General features: G+C 76.4%; 12 protein-coding genes. 10 read left to right on the top strand and 2 right to left on the bottom strand.

Going from position 1 to position 13,908, the window contains the following annotated elements; genetic code table 11:
- Positions 1–1,592 precede the first annotated feature (1,592 nt).
- The 10 genes from BGO37_RS12065 (at position 1,593) to BGO37_RS12020 (ending at position 11,802) form a co-directional block, all read left to right on the top strand.
- The gene (locus BGO37_RS12065; RefSeq protein WP_291755192.1) at positions 1,593–2,501 is read left to right on the top strand and encodes a hypothetical protein; all 909 of its coding nucleotides are present in this window, start codon (positions 1,593–1,595) and stop codon (positions 2,499–2,501) included.
- The gene (locus BGO37_RS12060; RefSeq protein WP_291755190.1) at positions 2,498–3,514 is read left to right on the top strand and encodes an HAD-IIA family hydrolase; all 1,017 of its coding nucleotides are present in this window, start codon (positions 2,498–2,500) and stop codon (positions 3,512–3,514) included. Before BGO37_RS12065 ends, BGO37_RS12060 begins: the two co-directional genes overlap by 4 nt.
- 243 nt (positions 3,515–3,757) lie before the next feature.
- Positions 3,758–3,916, top strand: a complete 159-nt coding sequence (locus tag BGO37_RS12055; RefSeq protein ID WP_291755189.1) for a hypothetical protein — start codon at positions 3,758–3,760, stop codon at positions 3,914–3,916.
- 7 nt (positions 3,917–3,923) lie between these two features.
- A complete protein-coding gene (locus tag BGO37_RS12050) occupies positions 3,924–4,724 on the top strand; it encodes a TlyA family RNA methyltransferase (protein ID WP_291755187.1) in 801 nt (266 codons plus the stop codon).
- The gene (locus tag BGO37_RS12045; RefSeq protein ID WP_291755186.1) at positions 4,721–5,593 is read left to right on the top strand and encodes an NAD kinase; all 873 of its coding nucleotides are present in this window, start codon (positions 4,721–4,723) and stop codon (positions 5,591–5,593) included. The genes BGO37_RS12050 and BGO37_RS12045 overlap by 4 nt, the downstream gene beginning before the upstream one ends.
- Positions 5,590–7,317: a DNA repair protein RecN gene (gene recN, locus BGO37_RS12040; protein ID WP_291755185.1), complete on the top strand. Its 1,728-nt coding sequence runs from the start codon at positions 5,590–5,592 to the stop codon at positions 7,315–7,317. Before BGO37_RS12045 ends, recN begins: the two co-directional genes overlap by 4 nt.
- Positions 7,314–8,504 (top strand): putative cytokinetic ring protein SteA, encoded by a 1,191-nt coding sequence (gene steA / locus BGO37_RS12035; protein ID WP_291755184.1) that lies wholly within the window; start codon positions 7,314–7,316, stop codon positions 8,502–8,504. Before recN ends, steA begins: the two co-directional genes overlap by 4 nt.
- Positions 8,504–9,478 carry a copper transporter gene (locus tag BGO37_RS12030; RefSeq protein WP_291755182.1) on the top strand — a complete coding sequence of 325 codons (975 nt, stop codon included), beginning with the start codon at positions 8,504–8,506 and terminating at the stop codon, positions 9,476–9,478. The genes steA and BGO37_RS12030 overlap by 1 nt, the downstream gene beginning before the upstream one ends.
- Before the next feature lie 66 nt (positions 9,479–9,544).
- Complete coding sequence (locus BGO37_RS12025) at positions 9,545–11,203, top strand: CTP synthase (protein WP_291755180.1); 1,659 nt, start codon at positions 9,545–9,547, stop codon at positions 11,201–11,203.
- On the top strand, positions 11,203–11,802 hold the full coding sequence (locus BGO37_RS12020) for an NUDIX domain-containing protein (protein ID WP_291755178.1): 600 nt from the start codon (positions 11,203–11,205) through the stop codon (positions 11,800–11,802). The genes BGO37_RS12025 and BGO37_RS12020 overlap by 1 nt, the downstream gene beginning before the upstream one ends.
- 21 nt (positions 11,803–11,823) lie before the next feature.
- On the opposite strand, the gene BGO37_RS12015 is transcribed toward BGO37_RS12020, so the two are convergent.
- Positions 11,824–12,633, bottom strand: coding sequence for a class I SAM-dependent methyltransferase (locus BGO37_RS12015; RefSeq protein ID WP_291755176.1), 810 nt, complete (start codon positions 12,631–12,633; stop codon positions 11,824–11,826).
- A 142-nt stretch (positions 12,634–12,775) separates the two neighbouring features.
- Complete coding sequence (locus BGO37_RS12010) at positions 12,776–13,849, bottom strand: COX15/CtaA family protein (RefSeq protein WP_291755173.1); 1,074 nt, start codon at positions 13,847–13,849, stop codon at positions 12,776–12,778.
- Positions 13,850–13,908: the final 59 nt, after the last annotated feature.

The following is a 13,908-nucleotide window of genomic DNA, read 5'->3' as shown; positions in this document are numbered from 1 at the left end:
ACACCCATTCAGAAATGCCCCCCGACCCAGTCGGGGGGCATTTCTGCATTCCAGGACCGATACCGTACGCGCCGGCCGAAGTACCCGCGGTACCGGTGAACGCTCGGGCGGTCGGCGTGGGTTCCGTCTGGGATGATGGAAGCCGCAGAGCGCGAGGAGAGCGACAGATGAACAGCGACGATCGCGGGTCCCAGGGGCGTACGCCCGGTGGCCCTCGGCAGGGCCGGCCGGGTGCCAGTGGGGGCGGTCGGTCCGGGGGGCCGGCGGGAGGGTCGTCGTCGGGTTCGTCGGGCGCGCACTCGGGTGGCTTTCGTCCGGGCGGCCCCCGTTCGGGCGGCCAGGGCGGTGGTTCGGGGCGCGCGTCCGGGAGCGGATGGTCGTCGAGTACCTCCGGCGGCCGCAGTGAGCGTTCGGGCCAGGGTGCCGGGTGGGGCGCCGGCCGCGGCGCTGCCCCGCGCGGAGTGGCCGGGAGCCGCGGCGCGGGGCGTCCGCAGGGCGGGTCGGATGACCGCCGTGGCGGCGCCGGGGCGGCCCGAGGTGGCTCGGAGCAGGCTCGCCGCTGGGGTCGGGACGGCGGCGCTGACCGCGCGGACGAGCGCAACGGCGCCCCTGGCGCGGCGCGGGGCGGCTACGGGCAGCGTCCGGACCGACCCCGCGGCGGGTCCTGGGCGGCCGGTCGGCCGGCCGGGGGCGTGGCCGGCGGGCGGCCGGGGGCTGATCGTCAGAGCGGCGCGCCGGACCGTCCGAGGCGCGCATGGGACGAGCGGTCGGCGGGGGCCGGACAGGCGCGGCCTCGGCCGTGGGGTGACGACGGCCGGGGGTCCCGGCGCGACGACGCCCCCGGCGGGAGTGGTGACCGGAACCGTTCCGAGCGCCGTCCTGGATGGGATGCCGCTGTCGAGGCGGGTTCGGGCAGCGGGTACCGCCCCCGGCGCGACGAGGGGCGCCCCCGCGACGCCCGGCCGGACGAGCGACGCAGCTGGGCCGATGGCGGCAGCGCGGACTCCCGGGAACGTGGTGCCCGGACGGGTGGCTACGGCCCGCGGGGCGGTGGCGAGCGCCCGGCCGGCGCCGGGCGCGACGAGCGTGCCCCCCGATCCGCCGGGTATGGAAGCGACGCGCGCGGCGCGCGTGGCGAGGGTTACGGACGTGGCCAGGCGGCGGGCGGTACACGTGGCGAGGGGTACGGACGTGGCGAGGCCACCCGCGGGCCGCGTGGCGAGGGGTACGGACGTGGCGAGGCCACCCGCGGGCCGCGTGGCGAGGGTAACGGACGTGGCCAGGCGGCGGGCGGGCCGCGTGGTGAGGGGTACGGACGTGGCCAGGCGGCGGGCGGGCCGCGTGGTGAGGGGTACGGACGTGGCGAGGCCGAGCGTGGTCAGCAGCAGCCGGGTGGGTACGGACGCCGGCCGGCCGATGGCCGGGACGAGCGCGCTCCCCGCGCGGGCGGCTACGGTCCGCGCGGCGGCGCCGGGCGTGACGACGAGCGCGCCTTCGGGCGCGGCGACGGTCGTGGCGACCGCGCCCCAGGGCGGCCGTCCTCGGACCCGCGGAGCGGTGATCGGCCCTGGGCGCCCCGCGGGGGCGGCCCGGTGCGTGAGCGGCCCGAGCGCGCACCGCGCGCCGACCGGCCGGCCGACCCGTTCGTCCCGGACGACGTGGAGTTCAGCCAGCTCGACCGCGAGGTCCGCGGGCGCCTGCGCACGCTGAGCAAGGAGCAGGCGGAGCGGGCCGGCAAGCACCTGGTCATGGTCGCGCGTCTCATCGACACGGATCCGGAGCTGGCCTACCTGCACGCCCAGGCGGCCGTGCGGCGCGCGGGTCGCGTCGACGTCGCCCATGAGGCGGCGGGCCTCGCGGCCTATCGGTCGGGCCGGTACGCGGAGGCGCTGCGCGAGCTGCGCACCGTCCGGCGGCTCAACGGTTCGCCGGAGCACCTGCCGGTCATCGCCGACGCCGAGCGTGGGCTCGGCCGTCCGGAGCGCGCGATCGTCGTCGGCAACGACCCCGAGGCCGCGCTGCTCAGCGCGGAGAGCCAGGTGGAGCTCGCGATGGTGATCTCCGGCGCCCGCCTCGACCTCGGGGAGCCGGAGGCGGCGGTCGCGGTGCTCGACGGCGCCGTGGTGCACGACGCGCGAGGCGTGCTCGCGGCGCGCGTGGCGCAGGCGCGGGCGACGGCCCTGGCCGCGCTCGGGCGCGTCGAGGACGCGGAGCTCGAGCTGTCCCGCTTCACGCAGGACGAGCTCGACGCCGCCGCCGGCGATGTCGAGGAGGAGGCCGACGAGATCGTCGTCTTCGACCTGCTCGACGAGCCCGACGAGGATGGCGAGGACAGCGAGGACGGCGAGCGGTCGGACGAGAGCGCATCCGACGACGAGGACGAGCTCGACGACGAGGACGAGTCCGATGAGGAGGACGAGCTCGACGACGGGGACGAGTCCGATGAGGACGACGAGCTCGAGCCGGACGGGCGCCCCGACGAGGAGGGCGTGACGCGATGACCGCCGGCCTGCTCGGATCCGACCGCCCGCTCGCCGAGGCCTACGACTGCGCCCTCGTCGACCTCGACGGCGTCACGTACCTCGCTCACGAGCCCATCCCGTGGGCGTCGGACAGCCTCGTCGCCGCGCGCGGGCGCGGCATGCGCATCCAGTTCGTCACCAACAACGCGTCCCGCCCACCGTCGGTCGTCGCCGACCAGCTGACGAGCCTCGGCATCCCGGCCGGGCCGGACGACGTGATGACCGCGTCGCAGTCGGCGGCGAGCCTCCTCGCCACCCGGCTGCAGCCGGGCGCGAAGGTGCTGGTCGTGGGCACGGACGCGCTGCGCGACGCGGTGCGCGAGAAGGGGTTCGTCGTCGTCGGCTCGGCGGACGACGAGCCCGCGGCGGTCGCCCAGGGCTTCGGGCCGCAGGTCGGGTGGGCGCAGCTGGCGGAGGCGGCGTACGCCGTCGAGCGCGGCGCCTGGCACGTCGCCTCCAACCTCGACAAGTCGCTGCCGCAGGCCCGCGGCTTCGCGCCCGGCAACGGCGCGCTCGTCATGGCGGTGCGGGCGGCGACGGGCGTCGTGCCCGACAGCGCCGGCAAGCCCGAGCCGACGATGTACCGGCTCGCCGCCGCCCGCGTCGGCGGCGCGAACCCGCTCGTCGTCGGCGACCGCCTGGACACGGACCTCGCCGGGGCCCGTGCGGGCGGCTTCGCCGGGCTGCACGTGCTGACGGGGGTCAGCTCGGCCCGCGACGACGTGCTCGCCGCCGCGACCTTCCGGCCGACCTTCGTCGGCGCGGACCTGCGTTCGCTGCTCGAGCCGCACCCCGCGCCGCAGGCGGCGGCTGACGGCTGGTGGAGCTGCCGCCAGGCCGCGGCCCGCGTCCGTGACGGCGCCCTCGAGCTGGACGACCGTGGTGACGACGTCATGGACCTCGTGCGGGCGGCGTGCGCGGCCGCCTGGACCGCCGCGGACGCGGGCACGCCGGTCGACCCGGCCCACGTGCCGGACTTCCCGGTCGGCTGACGGACGGTCTCCCCGGGGTGCCCGACGAGTCCGCGCGTGAGGGGCGTCGCCGAGCGCGGATCAGGGTTCGGCCGCACCGCCGCCCGACGTTCGCGGGCGACCGGTGGCCCAGCGGCCGACGGCTTGCGGGCGACGGGCGAGGACCGATCGCGCGGCGCTGTGGGTGGCGTCCGAGGGCTCGCCACGACAACCGGTAGCGTGGTCACGGCCGCACGGAGGCGGCTGTGGTGCAAGGAGGTCGCAGTGAGCAAGGACGTGCCGGTCAGCACCGGCGACGCGACGGTCGACGAGGCGTTGGCACGCCTGACCGACCTCGACGGCGCGCCTGTGCGCGAGCACCTGCACGTGCTCGAGGCCGTGCACGACGCGCTCCAGGGCCGCCTGGCCGACGCGGAGGGATGAGACGAGCGTGACGGCACGGCTCGACGCCGAGCTCGTCCGGCGCGGCCTCGCCAGGTCGCGACGCCAGGCGGGCGAGCTCATCGCGGCCGGGCGCGTCCAGGTCGACGGGGCTCGCGCGGTGCGGCCCGCCACGGCGGTCGACGACGGCCGCGTGCTCGTCGTCCGCGACGACCCTGCGGACCCCGGCTACGCCTCCCGCGCCGGGCACAAGCTCGCCGGCGCGCTCGACGCCTGGCAGGCCGCGGGGCTGACCGCCGAGGGCTGCGACTGCCTCGACGCGGGCGCGAGCACCGGCGGCTTCACCGACGTGCTGCTGCGCCGCGGCGCGCACCACGTGGTCGCGGTCGACGTCGGGCACGGACAGCTGCGCCCGGAGCTGGCCGCCGACCCCCGGGTCGAGCCGCGGGAGGGCGTCAACGTGCGGGAGCTGGCGGCCGGGGACGTCGTCCCCGCCCCGACGCTCGTCGTGGCCGACCTGTCCTTCATCTCGCTGCGCCTGGTGCTGGCTCCGCTGGTGGCCGTCGCGGCGCCGGACGCGGACCTCGTCGTGCTCGTCAAGCCGCAGTTCGAGGTCGGCCGGGACCGGCTCGGCTCGGGTGGCGTGGTGCGCGACGCGGCCGCCCGGCGCGCCGCCGTCCTCGGGGTCCTCGCGGCGGCCGACGAGGCCGGGCTGACCGCCGTCGACCTCGTCGTCAGCCCGCTGCCCGGGCAGGACGGGAACGTGGAGTTCTTCTGCTGGCTGACCAAGGCCGGCGGCGCACGCCTGGAGCAGGCGCGCATCGACGAGGTGCTGGGAGGCACACAGTGACACGCCGGGCTCTCGTGGTCGCCCACCGCACCCGACCGGAGGCGGTCGAGGCGCGCGACCTGGTGCTGCGCGAGCTCGCCGCCGCCGGCGTCGAGCCGATCATCGCCACCGACGACTCGACGGCCGGCAACCTGCCCGACTTCGAGATGGCGATCGTCCTCGGCGGCGACGGCACGATCCTCCGGGCCGCCGAGCTCACCCGGGAACGCGGCGTGCCGATGCTGGGCGTCAACCTGGGACACATCGGCTTCCTCGCGGAGATCGAGCCGGACAACGTGCCCGCCGCCGTGCAGCGCCTGACGACCGGCGAGTACGAGGTCGAGGAGCGCAGCACGCTCGAGGTCCGGGTGCTGGCGCCCGACGGCATGCGCTCGCAGAACTGGGCGCTCAACGAGGCGACGATGGAGAAGACCGACGCCGCGACGATGATCGAGGTGATCGTCGAGGTCGACGGCCGGCCCCTGTCGACGTTCGGCACGGACGGCCTGGTGCTGGCCACGCCGACCGGCTCCACCGCGCACGCCTTCTCGGGCGGCGGGCCCGTCGTGTGGCCGGACGTGGACGGCCTCATCGTCGTGCCGCTGGCGGCCCATGCGCTGTTCGCTCGGCCGCTCGTCGTCGGGCGCAGCAGCACCGTGGCCGTCGAGGTGCTGGCGCGGTCGGCCAGCGATGCGATGCTCGTCTGCGACGGCCGGCGGCGGATCGCGATGCCGGCGGGCTCGCGCGTCGAGGTGCAGCGCTCGACGCTCCCGGTGCGGCTGGCCCGGCTCAGCCCCTCGCCGTTCACGACGCGCCTCGTCAGCAAGTTCGGGCTCTCGGTCGAGGGGTGGCGCGGCGGCGCGCGGTACGTGCCGGGCGGTCCGTCGTGATCGAGGAGCTGCGGATCGACGACCTCGGGGTGATCGAGCGCGCCCACGTGCGGCTGCGTCCCGGGCTGACCGTGCTGACCGGCGAGACCGGCGCCGGCAAGACCATGGTGCTGACCGCGCTGGGCCTGCTGCTGGGCGCGAAGGCCGACCCCGGCACTGTCCGCACCGGCGCCGCCGCCGCCGTGGTCGAGGGTCGCGTGCGGCTGGGCGAGCGCGACCACGCGCACGACCTCGTCCGCGACGCGGGCGGGGAGCTGGACGACGACGGCACGCTGCTGGTGCTGCGCACCGTCACGGCGGAGACCCCCGACGGGCCGGGCCGCTCGCGCGCCCACCTCGGGGGGCGGTCGGTGCCGCAGGCCGTCCTGGCCGAGCTGGCCGACGACCTGGTCACCGTCCACGGGCAGGCCGACCAGATGCGGCTGCGCACGCCCGCGCGCCAGCGCGAGGCCCTCGACGCCTTCGCCGGGCCGGAGCACCTCGGCGTGCTGGCGCGGCACCGCGACGCGTGGGCGGCGCGGGCGCAGGCCGCGGCGGACCTGGCCGAGCTCGTCGCGCGTGCCGCCGACCGGGCCCGCGAGGCCGAGCTGCTGCGGGTCGGGCTGGCGGAGGTGGAGCGGATCGCGCCGCAGCCCGGCGAGGACGCTGCGCTCGCCGAGGAGTCGTTGCGGCTCTCGCACGCCGAGGACCTGCGGGCGGCCGCCGCGGGCGCGCACGCCGCCCTCGTCGGCGACGACGACGCCGAGGAGGCGCCCGCCGCGGCCGTGCTCCTGGACGCCGCCCGCCGCCAGCTCGAGCACGCCGGTGCCAACGACCCGGCGCTCGCCGAGCTCGGCCGGCGCGTGGCGGAGGCGGGCTACCTCCTGGCCGACGTGGCCGCCGACCTCGCGGGCTACCTCCAGGACCTCGCGGCGGACCCACTGCGGCTCGACGCGGTGGAGCAGCGCCGTGCGGAGCTCGCCACCCTGACGAGGACGCACGGCGGTGACGTGGCGCAGGTGCTCGCGTGGGCGGAGGAGGCCGGGCTGCGCCTGCTGGAGCTCGACGGCGGGCAGGACCGCGCCGCCGAGCTGCGCACGCGCGTCGCCGCGCTGGACGACGAGCTCGCGGCGCTGCAGGCGACGCTGACGGCCGCCCGGGCCGAGGCCGCCGGCCGGCTGGCCGCCGTGGTGACGTCCGAGCTGGCGGGCCTGGCGATGGCCGGCGCGCGGCTCGAGGTGGTCGTCGAGCCCGCGGACGCGCCGAGCGCCACGGGCGCGGACCGCGTCGAGATGCTGCTGGTGCCGCACGCGGGGGCACCGGCCCGCCCGCTCGGCAAGGGCGCCTCGGGCGGCGAGCTCTCCCGGGTGATGCTGGCGCTCGAGGTCGCCCTGGCGACGGCCGGCGGTGCCGGCGACGCCCCGGGGACCTTCGTGTTCGACGAGGTCGACGCGGGGGTCGGCGGACGCTCGGCGATCGAGGTGGGCCGGCGGCTCGCGGAGCTGGCGCGCGGCGGCCAGGTGCTCGTGGTGACGCACCTGGCGCAGGTGGCGGCCTTCGCGGACACGCACCTGGTGGTGTCGAAGTCGGCCGACGACGGGCTCGTCACGGCGACCAACCTCACCGAGGTGACCGGGCCGGACCGGGTCCGCGAGCTCGCGCGCATGCTCGCGGGGCAGGAGGACTCGTCGGCCGCCCAGGCGCACGCGGCGGAGCTGCTCGCGATGTCCGGGGCGGGGCGATGACGGGCGGCACGACGAGCCGCCGCGCACGGCGGCGTCAGACCGGCGCGGGCGTGCTCGGGCCTGCGCGGGTCGCCGCCGATGCCGTCGCCGTGGCGGCGCGGCTGCGCCCGGGTGACATCGCCGTGATCGACCACCTGGACCTCGACCGCTCGTCGGCCGAGGCGCTCGTCGCCGCCGGCCCGGCGGCGGTGCTCAACGCCGCCCGTTCGATCTCCGGCCGGTACCCCAACCTCGGGCCGCAGGTGCTCGTCGACGCCGGCGTCCCGCTGGTCGACGACCTCGGCCCCGACGTCCTGTCCGTCCCGGACGGGCACGTGCTGCGTGTCGCCGACGGCGCCGTCTACGACGGCCAGACGCTCCTGGCCGAGGGTGACCTGCAGACGCGGGAGTCGGTCGCCGAGGCGATGGCCGCCGCCCGCGGAGGCCTGGCCACCCAGCTCCAGGCGTTCGCCGCCAACGGCATGGCGTACCTGCGCGACGAGCAGGCGCTGCTGCTCGAGGGCGAGGGCGTGCCGCAGCTGCGCACCCGCATCGAGGGGCGCCCGGTGCTCGTCGTCGTGCCGGGGCCGAAGGCGGTCGACGACCTCGCGGCCGTGCGGCCCTTCGTCCGGGAGCACCGTCCGGTGCTCCTCGGCGTGGACGGCGGCGCCGACCTGCTGCTCGCGGCGGGGCTGCGTCCCGACATCGTGCTGGGCGCCCTGGACCAGGTCTCGGAGCGTGCGCTGACGGGCGGCGCGGAGCTCGTCGTGCGCGTGCCGCGGACGGGGGAGACGCCCGGGGTCGCGCGGCTGCGCCGGCTCGACCTGGCGTTCGTCAGCTATCCCGCGGGCGGCTCGGCGGCGGACGCCGCGCTGCTGCTCGCGGAGGCGCGGGGGGCCGAGCTCGTCGTCGGCGTCGGCACGCGCGTCGGGCTGCTGGACCTCGTCGACTCCGGGCGCGAGGCGATGGCGGGCACGGTGCTCACCCGGCTCCGGGTCGGCGCCACCCTGGTCGACGCCGGTGCCGTCGCCCGGCTCTACCGGCACCGGATCTCCACCTGGCAGGTGCTGCTGCTCGTCGTCGCCGCGCTGGTGGCGCTCGGCGTCGCGCTCGCCGTGACACCCGCCGGTCAGGACCTGTACGCGGCGCTCGGTGCCCGGCTGGCGGACCTCGCCGGCTGGGTGCGGGGCCTGTTCGAAGGCAGCTGATGATGGTCGACTTCCGCTACCACCTGGTCTCGCTCGTCGCGGTGTTCCTCGCGCTGGCGTGCGGCATCGCGCTCGGCGCCGGCCCGCTGCGCGACGCGATCGGGGACACCGTCTCCGGCCGCAACGCCGCGCTGACGGCCCAGAACGCGCAGCTGACCAAGGAGCGCGACGCCGCCACGGCCGACCAGCGCGCCGCCGACGCCGCGCTCGACGCGGCCGGGGCCGGGCTGCTCGGCGGCACCCTGCCGGGCTACCGCGTCGCCGTCGTGGCGCTCGGCACGGTCGACGACGGCATGGCCAAGGCCGTCGACACGCGGCTGGCGCAGGCGGGGGCCCAGGTCGTCTCGCACGTCACCCTCACCCCGGCGTGGACCGATCCTGCGGTGCGGTCGTTCCGGCAGAGCCTCGTCGGCTACCTGACCGGCTACCTGGCCCCGGCACCCGCCGCCAACGCGACGCCCGACGACGAGCTGGCCCAGGCGCTCGTCGAGGGCCTCGCCGGTGCGGACGCGGCCAAGCCCGACGCGCCGAGCGAGAACGCGTCGACCCTGCTGCAGCTGCTGTCGACCGGTGACACGCCCCTGGTGCGCCTCGCGGCCCCGGTGACGACGCCGGCCGACCTCGTCGTGCTGCTGGCGCCCGGCTCGTCGTCCACCGGGTCGACACCCGCACCGACCGGCGGCGGGGTCGCGAACGCCGCGGTGACGCTCCTGACCGCCGCGCAGGCCGGATCGCGGGGCGCTGTGCTGGCAGAGGCCGACGGCGGCCCCGGACCGGTGGTGGCGGGCGTGCTCGCCTCGTCCGGCGCCGGCGGCCTGTCGACCGTCTCGGGGGCCAGCGGCGTCGTGGGCCAGGTCGGCGTCCCGCTCGCGCTGGCGCAGCGCGTCGGCGGCACCGCCGGCCACTACGGCACGGGCACGGGCCTGGCCGCGCTGCCGCCGCGCACCGTCGCGGCCGCGCCCCCGCGGGGCTAGCGCGACTCGCCCGGGGTGGACGCCGTCCGGGCGGACGCGGTCGCTCTGTTAGGGTGGAAGCCCGTGATGGATCGAGCGCACAGACTCTCCGGGCGGTCCGAGTTGACCCGGCACATCTTCGTCACGGGGGGCGTCGTCTCCTCGCTCGGCAAGGGCCTGACGGCTTCGAGCCTCGGCCGGTTGCTCCGCTCCCGTGGCCTCCGGGTCCAGATGCAGAAGCTCGACCCCTACCTCAACGTCGACCCCGGGACGATGAACCCGTTCCAGCACGGCGAGGTGTTCGTCACCGACGACGGTGCCGAGACGGACCTCGACGTCGGCCACTACGAGCGGTTCCTCGACGTCAACTTCCTCGGCTCCGCCAACGTCACCACGGGCAAGGTGTACTCGTCGGTCATCGCGCGCGAGCGGCGCGGGGAGTACCTGGGCGACACCGTGCAGGTGATCCCGCACATCACCGACGAGATCAAGGCACGGATGCGCTCGCAGGCGGGCGACGACGTCGACGTCATCATCACCGAGATCGGCGGCACCGTCGGCGACATCGAGTCGCTGCCCTTCCTCGAGGCCGCCCGCCAGGTGCGCCAGGACCTCGGCCGCGCCAACGTGTTCTTCCTCCACGTCTCGCTCGTGCCGTTCATCGGCCCGTCGGGGGAGCAGAAGACGAAGCCGACGCAGCACTCGGTCGCCGCGTTGCGCAGCATCGGCATCCAGCCGGACGCCATCGTGCTGCGGGCCGACCGCGACGTGCCGGACAACGTCAAGCGCAAGATCGCGCTGTTCTGCGACGTCGACGTCGAGGCGGTCGTCAGCTGCCCCGACGCCCCGAGCATCTACGACATCCCCCGCGTGCTGCACCACGAGGGGCTCGACGCGTACCTGGTGCAGCGCCTGGCGCTGCCCTTCCGCGACGTCGACTGGAGCGGCTGGGACGCGCTGCTGCGCCGGGTCCACGAGCCGAGCCACGAGGTGGAGATCGCCCTCGTCGGCAAGTACATCGACCTGCCCGACGCCTACCTGTCGGTGACCGAGGCGTTGCGCGCCGGCGGCTTCCACAACGACGCCAAGGTGAAGATCCGCTGGGTGACCAGCGACGACTGCCAGACGCTGGCCGGGGCGCAGGAGGCCCTCGGCGGGGTCGACGGCGTCGTCATCCCCGGCGGGTTCGGCGTGCGCGGCATCGAGGGCAAGGTCGGCGCGCTGCGCTGGGCCCGCGAGAACAAGGTCCCGACGCTCGGCCTGTGCCTGGGCCTGCAGTGCATGGTCATCGAGTTCTCCCGGCACGTGCTGGGCCTCGAGGGGGCGTCGTCGTCCGAGTTCGACCCGGACACGCCGCACGCCGTCATCGCGACCATGGCCGAGCAGCTGGCGATCGTCGGCGGCGAGGGCGACATGGGGGGCACGATGCGCCTGGGCGCCTACGACGCCGTCCTGGCGCCGGGCTCGATCGTCCGGGAGCTGTACGGCAGCGACAAGGTCTCCGAGCGGCACCGGCACCGGTACGAGGTGAACAACGCCTACCGCGACAAGCTCGAGGAGGCGGGCCTCGTGATCTCCGGCGTCTCGCCGGACACCTCGCTCGTCGAGTTCGTCGAGCTGCCGCGCGAGACGCACCCGTACTTCGTCGCGACCCAGGCGCACCCGGAGTTCAAGTCCCGGCCGACGCGGTCGCACCCCCTGTTCCGCGGGCTCGTCGCGGCCGCGCTCGAGCGCCGCACCGCCTGATGCCGGTTCCGCACGACGAGCCGGCGAGCCGGCCGGTGACGCAGCGCACGCTGATCCACCACGGCAAGGTGTTCGACGTCGTCGCCGACCGGGTCGACCTCGGCGGGCAGGCCCCGGTGGTGCGCGAGTACACCACGCACCCCGGGGCCGTCGCGGTGATCGCGCTGGACGACGAGGACCGGGTGCTGCTGCTGTCGCAGTACCGCCACCCGGTGCGCCGGGAGCTCTGGGAGCCGCCGGCGGGCCTGCTCGACGTGCCGGGCGAGCCCGAGGTCCTGGCCGCCCGGCGCGAGCTGGCCGAGGAGGCCGACCTCGCCGCGGCCCGGTGGTGGCGCCTGACCTCGTTCTTCACGTCCGCAGGCGCCTCCGACGAGCACATCACGGTGTTCCTGGCGCGCGACCTCACGCCGGTGCCGGACGGCTCGCGGTACGAGCGCCAGGACGAGGAGGCCGGCATGGTGCCGGTCTGGGTACCGCTCGACGAGGCCGTGGCGGGCGTGCTCGACGGCTCGCTGGAGTGCCCGACGACGGTGGTCGGCGTGCTGGCGGCCGCTGCCGCAAGGGCGCGGGCGTGGGCGACGCTGACGCCGGTCGACTGAGGCGCCGGCCGCGCGGGGTGATCAGAGGCCGCGGGTCGCGGCGTGGAGGAGTCCCGACACCCCGCCGGGGCGCAGGCCGTCCGTACGGATCCACAGCTCGGGCGGCAGGGCGTCACGCTGGTTCGTCGTGCGCACCGTGGTGAACCCCGCGGCGCGGGCGAGCTCCGCGGCCTGCCCCGCGCCGAGCTTGGTGCGCCAGGCCTCCCCGCCCTGCGCGACCGCCGACCCGACGGCGTCGTCGTAGCCGCGGCGCTCGTCGTCGTCGGGCGGCAGCAGGTGGTCCGCGACGAGGTGCGCGCCCCCGGGCCAGCGGGCGACGGACGCCAGCAGGCCGGCGAGCTCGTCCCGCGTCAGGTACATCGTCAGGCCGAGGGCGGCGACGACGACGGGCGCGCGGGTGTCGGCGCCGGCCGCCCGGAGCGCCTCGTCGAGCGGCGTCACCGCGAGGTCGGCCGGCACGAACGTCACCGGGCCGGCGAGGCCCGCGCGGGACACGGCCTCGCGCTTGCGCTCCTGAACGTCGGGCAGGTCCACCTCGAGCACGGCGACGCCCCGGCTGCGGTAGGCGAAGGTGTCGAGGCCCGCGCCGACGAGGACGTACTGGCGCGCCCCGGAGGCGGCGAGCAGGTCCTCCGCGAACCGGGCGCGGACCGTGGACTCCACGCGCGCCGCGCGCAGCACCGGGTGCGACGGGTCGGCGCGGTGGTAGCCGATCGGCGCGTCACCGTCGGGGCCGAGGAGGCGGGCGGCGAGGGTGTCCGCGAGCAGGTGCGGCGTGTCGTCGACGACGAGGTGCGCGGCGCGCGCCGCGGCCGACAGGAGCGCGGTCATGGGGAAAGGGGGAGCGAGCGGCGAGGTGGTCACCGCAGATGTCTACACCACCGAAGGCTATTCATAGCACATTTATCGCCATTAATCAATGGCATTCCGGCACGATTCTTCGACGGTTTCCCGCGGGACCGCGCAGGGGCGTTCAGGCCGGTGCGGTGCCTGCGGCCCGGAGCGCGTCAGGGGCCACCTCGGGCGCGGGTGCCAGGCCGCGGGCCCGTAGCCGGCCGACGAACAGCGTCAGGGCGACGACGAGTGCGGCGGCCCCCAGCATGTGCAGGTTGACCAGCGCGATCGGCAGGTGGGTGGCGACCTGGACGTACCCGATGACCGCCTGGCCGAGAGTCACGCCCAGCACGCGGTAGCCGGCGCGCAGCACGGAGGGGTCGGGCGCCGCCGGCGCGACGCCGAGCCCCTCCTGCGTCGGCTCGGCCGTGCCCGATCGCGGGGCCGGACCGGCCTGGCGCGCACGCAGCTGCAGCTGGTAGATCGTCAGGGCCAGCACGGCGACGAAGACCCAGACGGACGCCGCGTGGATGCGGGCCATCGTCAGGGGGTCGATCGCGAAGCGGTAGCCGACCTGGTCGTCGCCGGAGTGCGGTCCCGCCCCGGTCGTCACGACGCCGAGAACGACGACCACCGCGCCCATGGCGCACAGCGCCGCGGCGAGGGTGCGCGTGGCGGTCGTCACCAGCCATCGTGAGGCGGCATCGCCCTCCCGGCTGCGCACCCACAGCCACGCCGAGGCGGCGACGAGGCCCATCGAGATGAGCATGTGGCTGCCGACGAGGGCCGGCGGCAGCTCGTACCTCACGGCCATGCCGCCGATGACGGCCTGCACCAGCACGCCGGCGAACGGCAGCCACGCCAGGGCCCGGTAGCCGGCGGAGCGGCTGCGGTCGAGGCCGGCCAGGATCACGACCGCGACGGAGACGACGACGAGCAGGCCGGTGATCGTCCGGTTCCCGAACTCGATGTAGGCGTGGTAGCTCGTGGCCGGGTGCGACGTCGGCGTGAAGTGACCCGGCGTGCAGCTGGGCCACGACGAGCAGCCGAGCCCCGACGCCGTCAGCCGCACCAGGCCGCCGGTGACGACGATGAGGATCTGGGCGACGAGGTTCGCCATCACGGCACGGTCACGCCAGACGGGGCGGAGCCGGTCGAGGAAGGAGCCGGACCGGTCGGGGACGGGGTGTGCGGGCACCGGTGCGCTGGTCACGAGCACCAGGGTAGGGCTACCTCAGTACGGCCGAGCCGTGCCGGGGCGAGGGGCGGCGG

It is taken from the genome of Cellulomonas sp. 73-92, assembly GCF_001898175.1.
Classification (GTDB): Bacteria; Actinomycetota; Actinomycetes; order Actinomycetales; family Cellulomonadaceae; genus Cellulomonas.
The sequence above is the reverse complement of the archived record's forward strand: the minus strand, read 5'-3'. Positions and strand labels throughout refer to the sequence as shown.